The 16,488-nt window shown below is 72.5% G+C and carries 15 protein-coding genes; 3 read left to right on the top strand and 12 right to left on the bottom strand.

Features of this window, described 5'->3' with window-relative positions:
- Positions 1–21: 21 nt before the first annotated feature.
- From ACFU8V_RS05795 to ACFU8V_RS05745, 11 genes are all read right to left on the bottom strand, one after another.
- On the bottom strand, positions 22–582 hold the full coding sequence (locus tag ACFU8V_RS05795) for a DUF3054 domain-containing protein (RefSeq protein WP_025104426.1): 561 nt from the start codon (positions 580–582) through the stop codon (positions 22–24).
- A gap of 26 nt (positions 583–608) precedes the next feature.
- On the bottom strand, positions 609–1,268 hold the full coding sequence (locus ACFU8V_RS05790; protein WP_025104427.1) for a 2-phosphosulfolactate phosphatase: 660 nt from the start codon (positions 1,266–1,268) through the stop codon (positions 609–611).
- Positions 1,269–1,286: 18 nt separating this feature from the next.
- Positions 1,287–2,747: an FtsX-like permease family protein gene (locus tag ACFU8V_RS05785; protein ID WP_378869709.1), complete on the bottom strand. Its 1,461-nt coding sequence runs from the start codon at positions 2,745–2,747 to the stop codon at positions 1,287–1,289.
- Positions 2,744–3,505, bottom strand: coding sequence for an ABC transporter ATP-binding protein (locus tag ACFU8V_RS05780; RefSeq protein ID WP_025104429.1), 762 nt, complete (start codon positions 3,503–3,505; stop codon positions 2,744–2,746). Before ACFU8V_RS05780 ends, ACFU8V_RS05785 begins: the two co-directional genes overlap by 4 nt.
- A 168-nt stretch (positions 3,506–3,673) precedes the next feature.
- Positions 3,674–4,309: a response regulator transcription factor gene (locus ACFU8V_RS05775; protein ID WP_025104430.1), complete on the bottom strand. Its 636-nt coding sequence runs from the start codon at positions 4,307–4,309 to the stop codon at positions 3,674–3,676.
- Positions 4,306–5,487: a sensor histidine kinase gene (locus tag ACFU8V_RS05770; protein ID WP_126894026.1), complete on the bottom strand. Its 1,182-nt coding sequence runs from the start codon at positions 5,485–5,487 to the stop codon at positions 4,306–4,308. The genes ACFU8V_RS05775 and ACFU8V_RS05770 overlap by 4 nt, the downstream gene beginning before the upstream one ends.
- A gap of 54 nt (positions 5,488–5,541) precedes the next feature.
- On the bottom strand, positions 5,542–6,333 hold the full coding sequence (locus tag ACFU8V_RS05765) for a class I SAM-dependent methyltransferase (protein ID WP_378869704.1): 792 nt from the start codon (positions 6,331–6,333) through the stop codon (positions 5,542–5,544).
- 105 nt (positions 6,334–6,438) lie between these two features.
- Complete coding sequence (locus ACFU8V_RS05760; protein ID WP_085603787.1) at positions 6,439–7,590, bottom strand: AMP-binding protein; 1,152 nt, start codon at positions 7,588–7,590, stop codon at positions 6,439–6,441.
- Between the two features lie 15 nt (positions 7,591–7,605).
- Positions 7,606–8,526: a 1,4-dihydroxy-2-naphthoyl-CoA synthase gene (locus ACFU8V_RS05755; RefSeq protein ID WP_085603789.1), complete on the bottom strand. Its 921-nt coding sequence runs from the start codon at positions 8,524–8,526 to the stop codon at positions 7,606–7,608.
- Between the two features lie 5 nt (positions 8,527–8,531).
- Positions 8,532–9,491, bottom strand: a complete 960-nt coding sequence (locus ACFU8V_RS05750) for a permease prefix domain 1-containing protein (RefSeq protein WP_378869700.1) — start codon at positions 9,489–9,491, stop codon at positions 8,532–8,534.
- Between the two features lies 1 nt (position 9,492).
- Positions 9,493–9,825, bottom strand: coding sequence for a PadR family transcriptional regulator (locus tag ACFU8V_RS05745; protein ID WP_029989612.1), 333 nt, complete (start codon positions 9,823–9,825; stop codon positions 9,493–9,495).
- Between the two features lie 90 nt (positions 9,826–9,915).
- Between ACFU8V_RS05745 and ACFU8V_RS05740 the strand changes: the two genes are divergently transcribed.
- Positions 9,916–10,902 (top strand): o-succinylbenzoate synthase, encoded by a 987-nt coding sequence (locus tag ACFU8V_RS05740; protein ID WP_378869697.1) that lies wholly within the window; start codon positions 9,916–9,918, stop codon positions 10,900–10,902.
- Here the strand turns inward: ACFU8V_RS05740 and ACFU8V_RS05735 are convergent.
- On the bottom strand, positions 10,899–11,525 hold the full coding sequence (locus ACFU8V_RS05735) for a TetR/AcrR family transcriptional regulator (protein WP_378869694.1): 627 nt from the start codon (positions 11,523–11,525) through the stop codon (positions 10,899–10,901). The two genes, ACFU8V_RS05740 and ACFU8V_RS05735, sit on opposite strands and share 4 nt — an antisense overlap.
- 129 nt (positions 11,526–11,654) lie before the next feature.
- Between ACFU8V_RS05735 and ACFU8V_RS05730 the strand changes: the two genes are divergently transcribed.
- Together ACFU8V_RS05730 and ACFU8V_RS05725 are read left to right on the top strand one after the other, a co-directional pair.
- Positions 11,655–14,441: an efflux RND transporter permease subunit gene (locus tag ACFU8V_RS05730; RefSeq protein WP_378869692.1), complete on the top strand. Its 2,787-nt coding sequence runs from the start codon at positions 11,655–11,657 to the stop codon at positions 14,439–14,441.
- A complete protein-coding gene (locus ACFU8V_RS05725) occupies positions 14,438–16,405 on the top strand; it encodes a YhgE/Pip domain-containing protein (protein WP_378869689.1) in 1,968 nt (655 codons plus the stop codon). The genes ACFU8V_RS05730 and ACFU8V_RS05725 overlap by 4 nt, the downstream gene beginning before the upstream one ends.
- Positions 16,406–16,488: the final 83 nt, after the last annotated feature.

Below are 16,488 nucleotides of genomic sequence, written 5' to 3'. Positions count from 1 at the left end.
CGAGGGAGCGGGGTCGCCTGCTCAGACGGCTGAACCGCCGGAGCGCGGCTGCTCTTCGGACGCGGAGGCGTCCTCCTCGGCCGGCGCGGCGTCCTCCTCAGCAGGCGCGGCGTCCTCCTCCGCGTCCGAGGGTGCCTGACCGGCGGCCGCGTCTCGATGTGCCGCGGGTTCGGTCGACGGGGTCAGCCCGGACTCCGTCTCGGTCTCGGCTGCGGTCTCGTGGTGACGGCGGCGTCGACGAACGAGCGCGGTGAGACCCCGCCAGCCGAGCAGGAACACGCCGAGCACGAGCGTCGCCACGATGACGAAGGGCACCTCCGCGGTGTCTCCGCTGAGCAGACGCAGCAGCATGCCGACGACGACCGTCACCACCCACACCACCGCGCCCCACGGCAGCGACCACGGCCGCCGCGGCCGTGCGGGGAGCAGCAGCGCAGCGGCGTGCCCCAGCAGCAGGGCCACGAGGAACGGCCACGCCGTGAGGAGGAACCCTGCCGGGTCCTCCTGGTGGGAGGCGCGACCGATGGCGGCGAAGACGAGGACGAGGACGGCGTCGACGAGGAGAGCGGGGAGGAACCTCATTCCTCGACCCTACGCGGATCGCGTGCTCACTCGAAGCGCGTGAACCGCCCGCCGCGCAGAACGGGGACGGCGTCCACCGCGTCCAGGACGGCGGCGTCCGCGGTGCTGGTCGGCACCAGTCCGGCGGCCCGGATGCGATCGGTCGCGGAGACCCCGGCCTGCAGCTCTCGTCCGGAACCCGTGGCCCCGATCAGGTGCTTCAGCGCACGCCGCAGCGCGCGGAAGCCCTCTGCGGCCACGGCGGCGTCCGGTGCCGTGTGGTCGATGCCGAGATCGGTGAGCGCCGCCGCGATCGCTCCGGCCCCGAGCTGGTCCTCCACGGCGACGCGCAGCTCCCCCGCGGCATCGAGCTCGCCGGCCGGGACGAGCGCGACCGAGGTGCGGCCCTGGCGGCGTTCCTGCTCCACCTGCACGGCCCTGGCCACGGCACCGGCGTTGCGGATCGAGCCCAGCAGGACCGTGGCCCCGGTCGGGGCGGCGGCCGCCACCGCCGCCCCGTTCCGCGACCAGTCGAGCGCTCCGGCCAGCTCGATCTCCGCTCCCGCGGCCACCGCATCGGCGACCGTCGAGGAGAACCGGAGGACGTCGATCACCACGACGACGTCGGCCGGGGCGAGACGGGCGAGCCCGGACACCCCCCAGTCGAGTCGGACCTGGTACGGGGACTGATCGAACGGCGACGGCATCCGTCCAGCCTAGAGCCGTCAGTCCGCCGCGAGTGCCTCGACCGGAGCCACCCTGGTCGCCAGCCGGGTCGGCGTCGCGGCGGCCACGAGCGTGAGCAGCGCGGTCGCGGCGATGATGATCACCACGGGAAGCCACGGCACCTGCGGGGCGATCAGCCCGGCGGGCGTGAACTCCGGCAGGACCGGAACGGAGCCGAGCAGCGACTGGGCCGCGATCCACCCGTAGAGCACCCCGAGCACGAGACCGGTGAGGGTCGCCGCCACCGTGATGTGCGTCGCCTCCAGCAGCACCATGCGGCGCACCTGGCGGTTGGACAGACCGATCGAGCGCAGCAGTCCGAGCTCGCGGCGCCGCTGCACGACGCCGATGGTGAGGAGGTTGACGAGGCCGACGGCTGCGATCACGGCCGAGACGGCGACGAGCACCATCATGATGGCCGCGAAGGCGTCGTACGGCGCGAAGAACTCCGCCGGGATCTCCTCCGTGGTCTGGCTGGTCATCAGGCGCTTCGACGACTCCAGCGCCACCGCGAACATCGTCACCAGGGTCACGCCCATGACGACGCCGATGGCCATCCGCGACGACCGCTCCGGGTACCGCAGGGCGTTCTCGGCCGCGAGTCGGGCGGTCGCGCTCGAGCCGAACAGGCGCCCCACGAGGCGGAGCACCGGCGGCATGAACAGCACGGATCCCAGGGCGAGCCCGGTGAAGGAGAGGATGCCGCCGAAGAACGCGACCACGACACCGAGCGGTGTGACGAGTCCGAGGACGACGCCGCCCGCGAGCAGAGCCGCGCCGGAGATCAGCAGCACCCAGGCCCCGACATGGCGACCCTTGCGCCCGGAGACCTCGTCACGGGTGCGCTCGACGGCACCGCCCAGAGCCTGCAGCGGCGTCACCGCGAGCACGCGACGCGACCCCACCCAGGCGGCCGCCCAGGTGGTGAGCGCGACGCCGATCGCCGGGAGGGCGAGAGCGGGCTGGGCGAGCGAGAAGGACGACGGCGAGGTGGCGACGAGCTGCCCGCCGAGCTGGACGGCCGCCGCGGAGAGGAGGAGTCCGGCGAGCAGGCCGAGCCCCGCGCCGAGGAGCCCGACGACGAGCCCCTGCCGGCCGACCTCCGCCCGCTGCGCACGAGCCGTCGCCCCGATGAGACGCATCAGCGCGATCTGCCGGGTGCGGCCCGCGATGATCGTCGAGAACGTGTTCGCCGTGACGATCGCGGCCACATACATCGCGACGGCGGTGAGCAGCACTGACAGGATCGCGACGACGACCGCGAGCGTGCCGCTGTCGCCGATGAACGGATCGGCCTGGAGCACGGCGCCGATGTAGGCCGTGATCTCGACGAGGAAGACGCCGAACGCGGACGAGAGCGCGGCGACGAGGACGCTCGCGCCCATGCCGCGGTCGCGGAGCCAGGCCAGCCGGGGTCCGGTCGTCCGCGTCTCCGGGACGACCGTGGCGAGCGCGGTCATGCCGACACCTCCGCGGCGAGCATGTAGGCCGAGATCTGCTCCGCGGTCTGCCGCGGGTGATCCGCCACGATCCGGCCGTCGCCGAGGTAGAGCACCCGGTCGGCGTGGCTCGCCGCGATCGCGTCATGCGTGACCATCGCGATGGACTGGCCGTGCTCCCGGCTGGCGGCCGCGAGCAGGCGCAGCACCTCCCGTCCGGTCTGGGAGTCGAGGTTGCCCGTGGGCTCGTCCGCGAACACGAGGTCGGGGGCGGTGGCGAGGGCCCTGGCGATGGCGACGCGCTGCTGCTGCCCTCCCGAGAGCTGGTGCGGCCGGTGGCCGAGGCGCTTGCCGAGGCCGAGCGTCTCGATGAGGCCGTCGATCCGTGCCCGCTCGATGGCGCTGGGGCGGCGGCCGTCGAGCTCGAACGGCAGCAGGATGTTGCCGAGGGCGTCGAGCGTGGGGACGAGGTTGAACGCCTGGAAGATGAACCCGACGCGGCGGCGGCGCAGGATGGTCAGGTCGAGGTCGCCGAGACCCGTGATCTCGGTGTCGCCGATCCACGCCCGCCCCTCCGTCGGGCTGTCGAGGCCGGCCATGATGTGCATGAGGGTGGACTTGCCCGAGCCGGACGGACCCATGATGGCGGTGAACTGTCCGCGGCGGATGCCGACGCTCACGTCGTCGAGCGCGCGGACGGTGCCCTCGCCCGAGCCGTAGGTCTTCTTCAGGTGCTGGACGCGGGCGGCGAGCCCGAGGTCGGTGGTCGTGATCTCCATGTCCACGACGCTATTTCCGCACTCCCGCTCGTCGCGTCGCCCCCCGGGAGCATCCCGCTACATCGCGAGGATGATCCCGCGTCCTCCCGACCCACCCCTTTGCGTTCCTCCCACCCCTCTACGGACCGCCGCAAGGGGCCGGGTCGAACGGAAAGGGGTGGGTCGGCGTCAGGCGAGGCCGTGCTCGAAAGCGAACACGACGAGCTGCACGCGGTCGCGGAGCGCGAGCTTCGTGAGGATGCGGCTGATGTGGGTCTTCACCGTGGCCTCGCTGAGGAACTCCCGCGCGGCGATCTCGGCGTTCGACAGACCCCGGGCGGCGAGCGCGAAGATCTCCCGCTCCCGCTCCGTCAGCTCGGCGTACTGCGGCGGCACGGGCTTCGGAGCCTCCGCGAAGTGCTCGAACAGCTCCCGGGTCGCCGAGGCCGCGATCACGCTCGACCCCGCGTGCACGGTCCGGATCGCGGCGAGCAGGAACTCCGGATCGGCGTCCTTGAGGAGGAAGCCGCTCGCCCCCTGCCGGATCGCCCGCGCCGCCGCCTCGTCGAGGTCGAACGTCGTGAGCATGACGATGCGCGGGGGTTCCGGGCGGGACAGGATCTCCGCGGTCGCGGTCAGCCCGTCCATGACCGGCATCCGGATGTCCATGAGCACCACGTCCGGCCGGGTCGCGGCGACCACGTCGAGAGCCTCGCGCCCGTTGCCCGCCTCCCCCACGACCTCGAGGTCCGGCTGGGAGGCCACGAGCATGCGGATCCCCGCCCGGAACAGCGCCTGGTCGTCCACCAGCACGACTCTGATCACTGCGGGGCTCCGATCGGAAGGCTGCTCTGGACGATGAACTGCGCACCACGGCGCTCGGCTTGCAGACTACCGCCCACGAGCTGCGCCCGCTCGCGCATGCCGATGAGCCCGTGTCCCCCGGGGGTCCCCGGCGTCGACTCGGGCGAGACGGTGTTGCGGACCTCGATGTCGACGCGATCCGGGAGCCACGCGAGATGCACGTCCACCGCGCCGTCGCCGTGGCGGATCGCGTTCGTCAGCGCCTCCTGGAGGATCCGGTAGACCGCGAGCTGGATGGCCCCCGGCGGCTCCCCCGGAGGCATGGGGTCGACCGTGACCCGCGGCTCGATGCCGGCCTGGCGCACCTGGGCGAACAGCGTCTCGAGATCGGCGAGGGTCGGCTGCGGACCGTCGCCCTGACGATGACGGAGCTGGGTGAGGAGCATCCGCACGTCGCTCAGGGCTCCGCGGGCGGTCTGCGCGATCGTGCCGAGGGCCTCCGTCGCGATCTCCGGCTTCACCGCCGCGGCATAGCGGGCACCGTCGGCCTGGGCGATGACGACGGCGAGCGAGTGGGCCACGACGTCATGCATGTCCCGCGCGATGCGCACCCGTTCCTGCTCCTCGGCGGCCAGGGCCTCGGCCTGCAGCTGCGCCGAACGCGTGCGCCGGTTGCGCAGCACGACCCGCCAGAGGAGGCCGCACACCCACGCGAACCCCAGCGCCATGATGGAGGCCGCGACGAGCAGGGTGCCTCCGGTCACGAGCTCCCAGCCGCTGCCGGAGCCGAACATGACGCCCCCGACGACGACCATGTACAGCGCGGCGACGATGCCGCCGACGATCACCGATCCGAACCCCCACCAGAGCACGCGGCGGGTGCCCCACGCGGAGGTCGCGTACAGCACGAGGAGGATCGCGAAGTCGGTCGGCAGCGGCCCGAACCCGGCCAGCATCTGCACGATGGCTCCGGCCCAGGCCGCGGCCAGCGCGAGACCGGGTGCCAGACGACCGATCGCGACACCGCCGAACAGGAACACCGACGACGAGATCAGACCGATGACGTTGACCGCGGAAGACCCGGCCACGTCCGGCTGGGGCGCATAGAACACGACCCCGAGCGGCGTCAGAAGCGCGAACAGCAGCACCGCCCCGACGATGTCGAGGACGAGGCCGGTACGGGACAGCGGACGGATCACTCCCCCACGCTACGCGAGCGGCTCGGGCGCGGCATCCGTCGCGGGATGTATCCGTCAGGTGCGGGCGAGGATCTCCCCATGCGGCACGAGGAACCAGCCGTCGCCGTCGTCGGCCCAGCGCTTCCAGGCGTCGCTGATCTCCTGCAGGTCGGCCGCGGATGCCATCCCCTCGTCCACGAGCTGCCGGGCGAGCGCCGACTCCAGGATGCGGTCGGCCCACATCCCGCCCCACCAGGCGCGCTCGGACGGCGTCGCATAGCACCAGGTCGACGCGGTCGCCGTGACGTCTTCGAAGCCCGCGGCGCGTGCCCAGGCCAGGAGGCGGCGGCCGGCATCCGGCTCTCCGCCGTTCGCCCGGGCGGCGGCGCGGTACAGCGCGAGCCACCGGTCGAGCTCCGGCAGGACCGGGAACCACAGGAAGCCCGCGTAGTCGGCGTCGCGGGCGGCGATGAGTCCCCCGGGCTTCGCGACGCGGCGCATCTCCCGCAGTGCCTGCACCGGATCGGCGACGTGCTGCAGCACCTGGTGCGCGTGCACGACGTCGAAGGAGTCGTCGGCGAAGCTCAGCGCGTGCACGTCCTCGACGGAGAAGGTGATGTTCGTGACGCCCCGCGCGTTGGCGAGGTCGCGGGAGAGGGACAGCGCGGCGTCGTCGATCTCGGTCGCCGTGACGTGCGCGACCACCCCCGCGAAGTCCACCGTGATCGATCCGGGTCCCGCTCCCACGTCGAGGAGCCGGGTCTCTGCCGTGAGGTGCGGTCGAAGGTAGGCCGCCGAGTTCGCGATGTCCCGCACACTGTGCGAGCGGAGGACGGATTCGTGGTGTCCATGCGTGTACGAGGCCATGCCCTCAGTCTGGCACTCCCGCCGACCCACCCCTTTCCGTGTGTCCCGGCCCCTTCCGGACGGCCGCAAAGGGCCGGGGCGGCGCGAAAGGGGTGGGTCGACGGGCTAGAGCGCGGAGACCATCCGGCGGATCGCCTCGCGGTCGGGCTTGCCGGAGGAGAGGACGTCGAGTTCGTCCACGAGGATCAGGCGGGACGGACGCGCGTGCGCGCCGATCTCGCCGGCCACCGCTTCCCTGGCCTGGGCGAGCTGCTCGGACTCGCTGCGCCGCAGGGCCTCGCCGCGCGCCGCGACGATGACCGAGGCCTCCCCCCAGCGCTCGTCGTCGACAGCCACGACCACGGCCTGATGCAGCCCGGGCACGGCGCGGACGATGCGCTCCACCCGGTCGAGCGAGATGTTGATGCCGCCCGACACGATCACGTTGTCCGCGCGACCGTGCACGCGCACCACGCCGTCCTCGAGGAGCCCGAGGTCGCCCGTCCGGTACCAGCGGATGCCGTGCTCGTCCCGCGCGAAGGTGCGCGCGGTCAGCGCCGGGTCGCCCAGATAGCCCTCCGCGAGCATGGGGCCGGCGATCCGCAGCTCGCCGTCGACCGCCCGGACGTTCACGGTGTCGAGCGGGACGCCGTCGTACACGCAGCCGCCGCTGGTCTCCGTCGAGCCGTAGGTCCGCACGAGACGGACCCCGAGGTCGGCCGCCCGCTCCCGCAGCGGCTCCGGGAGCGCCTGACCCCCGACGAGGATGGCCTCATAGGCCTGCAGCGCCGCGAGCACACCCGGCTCGGCGCTCGCGTCGAGCAGCGTCGCGATCTGCGCCGGGACGAGGGAGGTGTACAGGGCCGGGAGGACGCCCGCGGTCGTGGCGTGGCGCATGCTCCGCGTGGCCTCGGCGAACGCCCGCGGTGTGAACCGTCCCTCGATCCGGGTCGGCTCCGTGCCCGCGAGGATCGAGCGCACCATCACCTGCAGCCCCGCGACGTAGCCGGCCGGCAGGGCGAGCAGCCAGCGACCGCTGCCGATCCGGGCGGCGGTGGCCTCCGCACTCGCCCGCAGGGCCTCGCCGCTCAGCGCCACCCGCTTCGGGACGCCGCTGGATCCGGAGGTCGCGATCACTGCGGCGATGCCGTCGTCCACCTCCGCCGGAGCGTCGGCGAGCATGCCGAAGCCGAGAGCCGGTCCCTCGTCGAGAGCTCGGAGCAGCGCCTCCCGCAGGAGCACGGTGTCTTCCGCGTCGGTCGGGATGAGGGCGTTCACGATCGTCTCTCCGGCTCAGTAGTGCCAGGGGAAGGACGACCAATCGGGGGCGCGCTTCTCGAGGAACGAATCCCGCCCCTCCACGGCCTCGTCCGTGCCGTACGCGAGGCGGGTGGCCTCGCCCGCGAACACCTGCTGCCCGACGAGCCCGTCGTCGACGGCGTTGAAGGCGAACTTGAGCATCCGGATCGCCGTCGGCGACTTCGTCAGCACGGTGCGCGCCATCTTCAGCGCCTCGCGCTCGAGTTCGGCGTGCGGCACCACGCGGTTCACGGCCCCCGCCTCGTAGGCCCGCTGCGCCGAGTACTCCTCGGCGAGGAAGAACACCTCCCGCGCGAACTTCTGTCCCGTCTGCCGGGCCATGTAGGCGGAGCCGTATCCCGCGTCGAAGCTGCCGACGTCGGCATCCGTCTGCTTGAAGCGCGCGTGCTCGGCCGACGCGATTGTCAGGTCGCACACCACGTGCAGCGAGTGCCCGCCACCCGCCGCCCACCCGGGGACCACGGCGATGACGACCTTCGGCATGAACCGGATGAGCCGCTGCACCTCGAGGATGTGCAGACGCCCGACAGCCGCCGCGGACGCTCCGCTGACGACGGCGGTCTCGGCGTCCGAGTATTTGTACCCGTCGCGGCCGCGGATGCGCTGATCACCGCCGGAGCAGAACGCCCAGCCGCCGTCCTTCGCGCTCGGTCCGTTTCCGGTCAGCAGCACCGCCCCGATCCGCGCGTCCTGTCGCGCGATGTCGAGCGCCCGGTAGAGCTCGTCCACCGTGTGCGGGCGGAAGGCGTTGCGCACCTCGGGTCGGTGGAAGGCGATGCGGGCGACCCCGCCGTCGCGGCTCACGTGCGCCGTGATGTCGGTGTAGTGCTCGGCGCCGGGCGCCAGCTCCCACTCGGCGGGATCGAACAGGTCGGAGACGAAGGCATCGGTCACGGTCTTCAGCCTATTCCCCGGGCACGCGCCGTCTTCATCCACCCGTCGACGATGTCCCAGGCCGGGAAGGCCACGAGGCCGACGCCGGTGATCACCGTGAGCACGCGCATCGTGTCGGCATCCACCCCGTTGTCCGTGAACACGAACTCCAGGAAGGCCGGGTTGAGGAGCTCGCCCTGCAGGAGCAGGGTGAGGGCCCACACGGCGAAGGCGACGGCGAGGACGGTGTTCACGACGGCCGCGGCGACGGTCCACCGCCGACGCGCGTACACGGCGACGGCCAGGACGGCCTCCGCGATCATGAGCGCGAGGAGGATGCCGATGCCCACCGGCCAGAGCGCGGGCGCCAGGATCGGGATCGGGTCGCCGCCGGTCGGGAAGAATCCGAGCGTCGCGTCCCACACGATCGCGCCGATGCCGGCGAGGAGGAACACGAGCGAGGCGATCACGTCGGCGCGGGCGGCCCCGTGCTCCGTCGGCTCCGGAAGCTGGTCCACGTTCCATCGCACGCCGGTGTCGGCGCCGGCGCGCTCCAGCACGACGAAGACGAGCGTGACCCAGAAGCACAGGTGCACGATCACCGACAGCGTGACCGAGACGACCGCGCCGATGACCTCACCGGGTCCGCCGCCGGCGATCAGCTGCCCGATCGCGACGCCCACCGCGGCGAACGGCGGCACGATGAACAGGAGCAGCTTCAGCAGCCGCCACCAGGTGAGGTAGTACCGAGGGCCGATGAGGTGCAGCGGGCGGTCGGCGTATCCGGCGGCGAGGATGCCCGGGTCGCCGAGGTCGGTGAGGACGGCGCGCTCCGCCTCCTCCGGGCTCTCGCCCTGTTCCCGCCGCGCGTCGACGGCATCGGCGATGGCGGCTTCGAGTTCGGCGCGGACCTCGTCCTGCGTATCCGGCGCGAGGCTGCGGATCGTGGCGCTGATGTAGCGCTCGGTGAGGGTGCTCGCGGTCATGTCAGTTCTCCTCGGGGGTGAGGGAGGCGATCGCGGTGGTGAGCGCGCGCCATTCGTCGGTGAGGGTGTCGGCCAGCCGGGTCCCGGCCTCCGAGGTGCGGTAGAACTTGCGGGGCCGGGCCTCGTCGGTGTTCCACTCGCTCGTCAGGTACTCCTGCTTCTCCAGACGGCGGAGCAGCGGATAGAGCGTGTTCGCGTCGGTGGCGAACCCGCGGCTCTCGAGTTGCTCGAGCAGCGCGTACCCGTACTCCGGCGTGCGCAGCAGCTGCAGGCAGGCGAGCACCACGGTGCCGCGGCGCAGTTCCTGCAGATGCGTGTCGAGCGTCTCGTTCATGTCGATCACAGTAGTGTGCGTCACACACCATTGTCAACGGCACATATACGCGCGACATCCTGTCGAGGGGTCGTGGCGCACAATGGGGTCATGATCCCCGCCGTCACGGAGCTCCTCGATTCCGCCCGCGTCGTCGCCCTGCCGATGCAGACCCGCTTCCGCGGCGTCGACACCCGGGAGGCCCTGCTGTTCGAGGGGCCGGAGGGCTGGGCGGAGTTCTCCCCGTTCGTCGAGTACGACGATGCCGAGGCCGCGACCTGGCTGGCCGCCGCGATCGACTACGCCTACGCGCCGCAGCCCGCGCCGCTGCGGGAGCGGGTCGGCGTCAACGCCACCGTGCCCGCCGTCGACGCCGCCCGCGTGCCCGAGGTCCTCGCGCGGTTCTCCGGGTGCCGGACCGCGAAGGTCAAGGTCGCCGAGCCGGGACAGGTGCTGGCGGACGACGTCGCCCGGGTCCAGGCGGTCCGCGAGGCGCTCGGGCCGGAGGGTCGCATCCGGATCGACGCGAACGGCCTCTGGAACGTCGACGAGGCCGAGCACGCCGTGCACGCCCTCGCCGCCTTCGACCTGGAGTACGTCGAGCAGCCGTGCGCGTCGGTGCCCGAGCTCGTCGAGCTGCGCCGGCGCATCGCCTACATGGGGATCCCGGTCGCCGCGGACGAGAGCATCCGGAAGTCCGGCGACCCCCTCGCCGTCGCACGCGCGGGCGCGGCGGACATCGTCGTCATCAAGGCCCAGCCGCTGGGCGGCCTGACCCATGCCCTGCAGATCGTCACCGCGGCCGGCCTCCCCGCGGTCGTCTCCAGCGCCCTGGACACCGCGATCGGCCTGTCGCAGGGGGCCGCGCTGGCCGCCGCGCTCCCCACCCTCGACTACGACTGCGGTCTGGGCACGGCCTCCCTGTTCCAGGACGACGTCGCCGACCTCCGCCCCGTGGACGGCGCGATCCCGGTGGGGCGCCTGTCCCCCGACCCGGCAGCGCTCACCCGGCTCGCCGCCGCGGACGAGCGTCGGGAGTGGTGGCTGGCCCGACTGGCCCGCTGCCACCACGAGCTGCTCGCAGCCCGCAGCGCCTAGGACTCGACGAGGAGCTCCACGAGCCGCCCGAGCTCCTCGCCGCCGGAGTGCCGCAGGGCCGCGTCGTCACGACCGGCCATGGCACCGCGGACCGTCATGCCCTCCCAGATGATCATGAGCATGCGCGCCGCATCGGTCGCGGGCAGCCGGAGACGCAGCGTGCCCGCCGCCTCCACGATGTCCTCCACGATGCGCGCGATGCTCGCCACCATCTCGCGCTCCTGGGCGAGGTACGCCTCGCCGAACTGCGGATCGCGCAGGGCGCGGATGCGGATCTCGCTCATCAGCATCACACCCAGGCGGTCGTCGCTGCCGAGCTCCATGATCTGCTGGACGAGATCCTTCGGGTCGCAGTCGTCGGCGAGCTCACCGTCCGCCCGCATCTGCTCCACGCGAGTCCGCACGGCTGCCACCCTCGCGTCGGCGACCCCGGCCGCGAGGGTCAGGAACAGCTCGTCCTTCGAGTCGAAGTTCGAGTAGAACGCCCCGCGCGTGAAGCCGGCGCGCTCGCAGACCGCCTCGACCGAGGCACCGTCCAGGCCGACCTCGGCGAACACCTGCGCGGCAGCCTCCAGCAGACGCGCCTTCGTGTTCTCCCGGCTGCGGGTGGCGGGTGACGACATCGGAACCTCCTGGCCTTCCCTCTCGGCGATTCACACCCGGTGCACAGACTCCGGATGGCGGATGACCTTACGATACATCTATGTATCGGATACACCTGTGTATCCACCCGGCACCCCACGGAGATTCGCGTGTCCACACTCCTCTCGTCCCTCGGACGCTGGTCCTTCCGCCACCCATGGCGCGTCCTCGTCTCCTGGCTCCTCGCCCTCGGCATCGCCGGAGCTGGAGCCGTGGTCCTCGGCGCCGGCACCGACAACACGTTCTCCATCCCCGGGACCGAGTCCCAGGCCGGCCTCGAGCAGCTCTCCCGTTCCTTCCCCCAGGTGAGCGGCACGAACGCCCAGTTCATCGTCGTGGCCGCGGACGGCGACGAGATCACCGATGACGCGTACCGCGAGCCGATCGCGGACGCCGTGTCGGAGCTCGGCGACCTCGACGAGGTCCTCGCCGCCACCTCGCCGTACGACGAGATGGTCAACGGCATGATCAACGACGACGACACGGCGGCGATCGTGCGGCTGCAGTTCGACGGCGAGTCCACCGACGTCTCCGAGGAGACGAAGGACGCCCTGCGCTCCACCGTCGACGAGCTCGCGGCAGAGCTCCCCGACGGTGCGCAGGCCTCTCTCGGCGGCGACCTCTTCGCGATCTCGATCCCCGGCGTCACGCTCACCGAGGCCGTGGGCCTGCTCATCGCGCTCCTCGTGCTCATCGTCACGTTCCGCTCGTTCGTCGTCGCCGGACTCCCCCTGCTCACCGCCATCCTCGGCGTCGGCATCTCCATGGCCGGGATCTTCACGGCGACCGCCTTCGCGACCGTCTCCTCCACCACGCCGCTGCTCGCCCTGATGCTCGGGCTCGCGGTCGGGATCGACTATGCGCTCTTCATCGTCGCGCGCCACCAGGACCAGGTCCGGGACGGCGTTGAACCTGAGGAGTCGGCCGCCCGCGCGGTCGGCACGGCGGGATCGGCGGTCGTCTTCGCCGGCGTCACCGTGCTCATCGCGCTGATCGGCCTGGGCTTCGCGGGCATCCCGTTCCTCACCACCATGGGCGTCGCGGCGTCCGTGGCCGTCGCGGTCGCCGTGGCGATCGCGGTGACCCTGACCCCCGCCCTGCTCGGATTCCTCAAGGGCCGCGTGGCCGGACGGCCGAAGCGCGCGAAGGCCCCGAAGAAGGCGGCCGCGAAGGACGCCGTCACGAAGCCCCGCGGCAGCCGTCGGTGGGTGGAGGGCGTGACGAAGCACCCCGTCCTCGTCTCCCTCGCGGTCGTCCTCGGACTCGGCATCGTCGCCGTCCCCGCCCTCAGCCTCGACCTCGCCCTGCCGAACGCCGGCGTCCTGCCGAAGGACTCCGAGGCACGGCAGAACTACGACCTCGTCGGCGAGCAGTTCGGCCCCGGCTTCAACGGCCCCCTCATCCTCACCGGCACCATCGTCACCTCCACCGACCCCCTCGGTCTCATGGAAGACCTCGGAGACGCGGTGGCCGAGGTTCCCGGCGTGAAGGAGGTCGCCCTCGCGACGCCGAACGAGACCGCCGACACCGGCATCGTCCAGATCATCCCGGAGACGGCTCCCGACGACCCCGCAACGGCCGACCTCGTGCGCGAGCTCCGCAGCCACCACGACGAGTGGCTGGACGAGTTCGGCATCGACCTCAAGGTCACCGGTTTCACCGCCGTCGGCATCGACATCTCGGATCAGCTCGGGGCGGCTCTGCTGCCCTTCGGGATCTTCGTTATCGGTCTCTCGCTGATCCTCCTCACCATCGTGTTCCGCTCCCTCTGGGTGCCGATCACCGCCGCAGCCGGTTACCTGCTGTCGATCGTCGCCGCCTTCGGCGTCGTCGGGGCGGTCTTCGAGTGGGGCTGGTTCGCCGACCTCCTGCACGTCGCGAAGGTCGGCCCGATCATCAGCTTCATGCCGATCATCCTCATGGGCGTGCTCTTCGGCCTGGCGATGGACTACCAGGTGTTCCTCGTGTCGCGGATGCGCGAGGACTTCGTGCACGATCCTGACCTCCGGCCGGGTGCGGGATCGGTGAACCGCGCCACCCGACGGGCCGCAGCTCTGCGCGCCGTACGGAGCGGGTTCACCGGTTCGGCGAAGGTCGTCACGGCGGCCGGCCTCATCATGTTCGCGGTGTTCGTCGCCTTCGTGCCCGAGGGCGACTCCTCCCTCAAGCCCATCGCCCTCGGACTCGCCGCCGGCATCGCCTTCGACGCCTTCCTCGTGCGTATGACGCTGATCCCGGCGCTCATGGCGATCCTCGGCGAGCGCGCCTGGGAGATCCCGTCCTGGCTGGAGCGGATCCTCCCCCGCGTGGACATCGAGGGCGAGGCGGTGGAACGCGAACGGCACCTCGAGGCGTGGCCGGGCGACGGGTCGCTCGTCGCGGCCGACGACCTGGAGTTCGGCGCCGGCCCCTCGACGACGGAGGGACTGTCGCTGCGGCTCGCACCCGGCGCGGCCCTGGTCGCGAGCGGCGCGGACGCCGGGACGCTGCGGGCCCTCGCTCTCACCGTCGGCGCCCGCATCGCCCCGGCCGACGGACGCCTCCGTGTCGCCGGACACCTGCTCCCCGGTCGTGCGGCCTGGGTCCGTTCCCACGTGGGCTGCGTGCTCGCGGGAGACGACGCCCCGGTGCTCGCCGACCTCCGCGAAGCCCTCCGCGGTCGTTCCGAGCTCGTGGTGATCGACGGCGCGGACCGGCTCCGCGCCGGCGAGCGCGACCAGGTCGCCGCGATGCTGCGCGACGCGAGGTCGCGCCGAGAGCTCGCCGTCTTCGCCACCGCCGTCGATCCCGACGCGGCCCGTTCCCTCCTCGCGGACGCCGGATGGCCGTCCGCCGACGTACTCGACACGCGCGCGCCCCGCCCGAGCGCCGCAGAAACGACCGAGGTGCCCGCATGACCCTCCCCCTCGAGCGCGCCCGCTCACGTAAGCCCATCACCTGGCTCACGATCCTCGGCGTCCTGCTGCTGCCCGCCGCGATCGGCGGCATCCTCATGGCGGCGCTCTACAACCCGACCGAGCGCCTCGACTCCATGACCGCGGCGATCGTGAACCTCGACGAACCCGTCGAGATCGACGGCCAGACCGCTCCCCTCGGGCGGCAGCTCGCGTCCGGGCTCGTCGAGGGCTCGGACGATCTCGACTCGAACCTCACGTGGGTCATCTCCAACGAGGAGGACGCCGCCGACGGGCTCGCCGACGGCACCTACCAGGCCGTCATCACGATCCCCGAGGACTTCTCGGCCGCGGCGACCTCCGCAGGTCAGGCGGTCGCGGACGGCGGCGGGGACGCGGAGCAGGCGACGATCCAGGTGACGACGCCCGACGACGGCCTCGTGGCGGACGACCTCATCACCGGGCAGATCGCCGACGTGGCGGCCTCGACGCTCGGCACCACGCTGTCCGAGGCCACAACGGAGAACATCCTCGTCGGCTTCACCACCATCGGGGACCAGATCGGCGACGCGGCGGATGGGGCCCTGGAGCTGGCGAAGGGGGCCCGTGACGCGGCGACCGGCGCTGCGGCCCTCCCGGAGGGTGCGACGCAGCTCGCCGCGGGTGCCGGAGAGCTGGGTACCGGGGCCTCGACCCTCGCGTCCGGCCTCGACACGATCGCGGGGCAGACGCGGCAGGCGGCGACCGGCGCCGGCACCATCGGGGCGGGACTCACCTCCGGCGCGACCGAGCTCCAGGGCCGGGTCGCCGACGTGCAGCAGCTCACGGGCGGGATCCAGTCGGCGGCCGCGGCCGCCGGATCCGCTGCGGGCGAGTCCGCCGCGGTCGCGCAGGGTCTCGGGACGATGGCGGCCACGGCGTGCGCCGCCGATCCGAGCTCGGCGGAGTGCGAGCAGCTCTCCGCCCTCGCAAAGCAGGCGGTGGCAGCAGCGACCTCGGCCGGGACCGCCGCCGGCATCCTCAACGACAAGCAGGTGGCCGAGGGCGTGGCCGCGCTTCCCGGGTCCTTCTCCACGCTGGCCACCCAGCTCGGCCAGGCGGGTGCCGGGGCGACCGAGCTCGCCGGCGGGCTCAACCGCCTCGCGACCGAGGGCGTGGACCAGTCGGCCGCAGGAGCGCGGGCACTGTCGTCCGGCGCGACGCAGCTCGCCGACGGTGCGACCCAGCTCGCCGACGGCAGCACGGAGCTCGCCACCGGCCTCGACACCCTCGCGACCGGCACCGGCGACCTCGCGGGCGGACTGCGCACCGCGGCCGACTCCCTCCCGTCCTTCAGCGACGAGGAGTCGACGTCGCTGGCGTCGGTGATCGCTGATCCGGTGGCGACCGACTCCTCGATGGGCTCGCTCTTCGGCCCCACCGCGATCCCGCTGCTCACCGCGGTGGTGCTGTGGTTCGGCGGTCTCGCGTCGTTCCTCGTCCTCCGCGCGCACACGGCGCGCACGCTCACCTCACGACGCTCCTCCGCCTCCCTCACCCTCCGCGCGTTCTGGCCGGCCGCGGCGATCGGCGCGGCCCAGGGTCTGCTCGTCTCGCTCATCGTGCAGATCGTGGCCGACTACGACGTCGCGGAGTGGTGGGCCTTCGCGGGAACCGCCGTCCTCGCCGGGGTGGTGTTCGCCGCGGTGAACCAGGCCCTCGTGGCGGTGTTCGGCGGCATCGGACGCTGGATCGCCGCACTGATCGGTGTCATCGCCGTGGCGACGGGACTCATCTCGACCGTGCCCGACTGGCTCGCGAGCATCGGGGCCGCCCTCCCGACCGCACCGGCCTTCGCGGGTCTCGTGGAGGCGAGCGGGGCCGCCGTCGCCGCCCTCGTCGTCTGGGGCGTGCTCTCGCTCGTCGCCACGACGGTGGTCGTCGCGGTCCGCCGCACGACCACGGCGCGTGCCGTCGTCACCGCCTGACCCCGGGCACAGCTGCGGAGATCACGCACGACACGCCGCCGGGCACCCCGCTCCGGCGGCGTGTCGTGTGGCGATCTCCGAAA

The organism is Microbacterium sp. NPDC057658 (assembly GCF_042799975.1).
Classification (GTDB): Bacteria; Actinomycetota; Actinomycetes; order Actinomycetales; family Microbacteriaceae; genus Microbacterium.
This window is presented reverse-complemented; position numbering and strand designations above follow the sequence as displayed.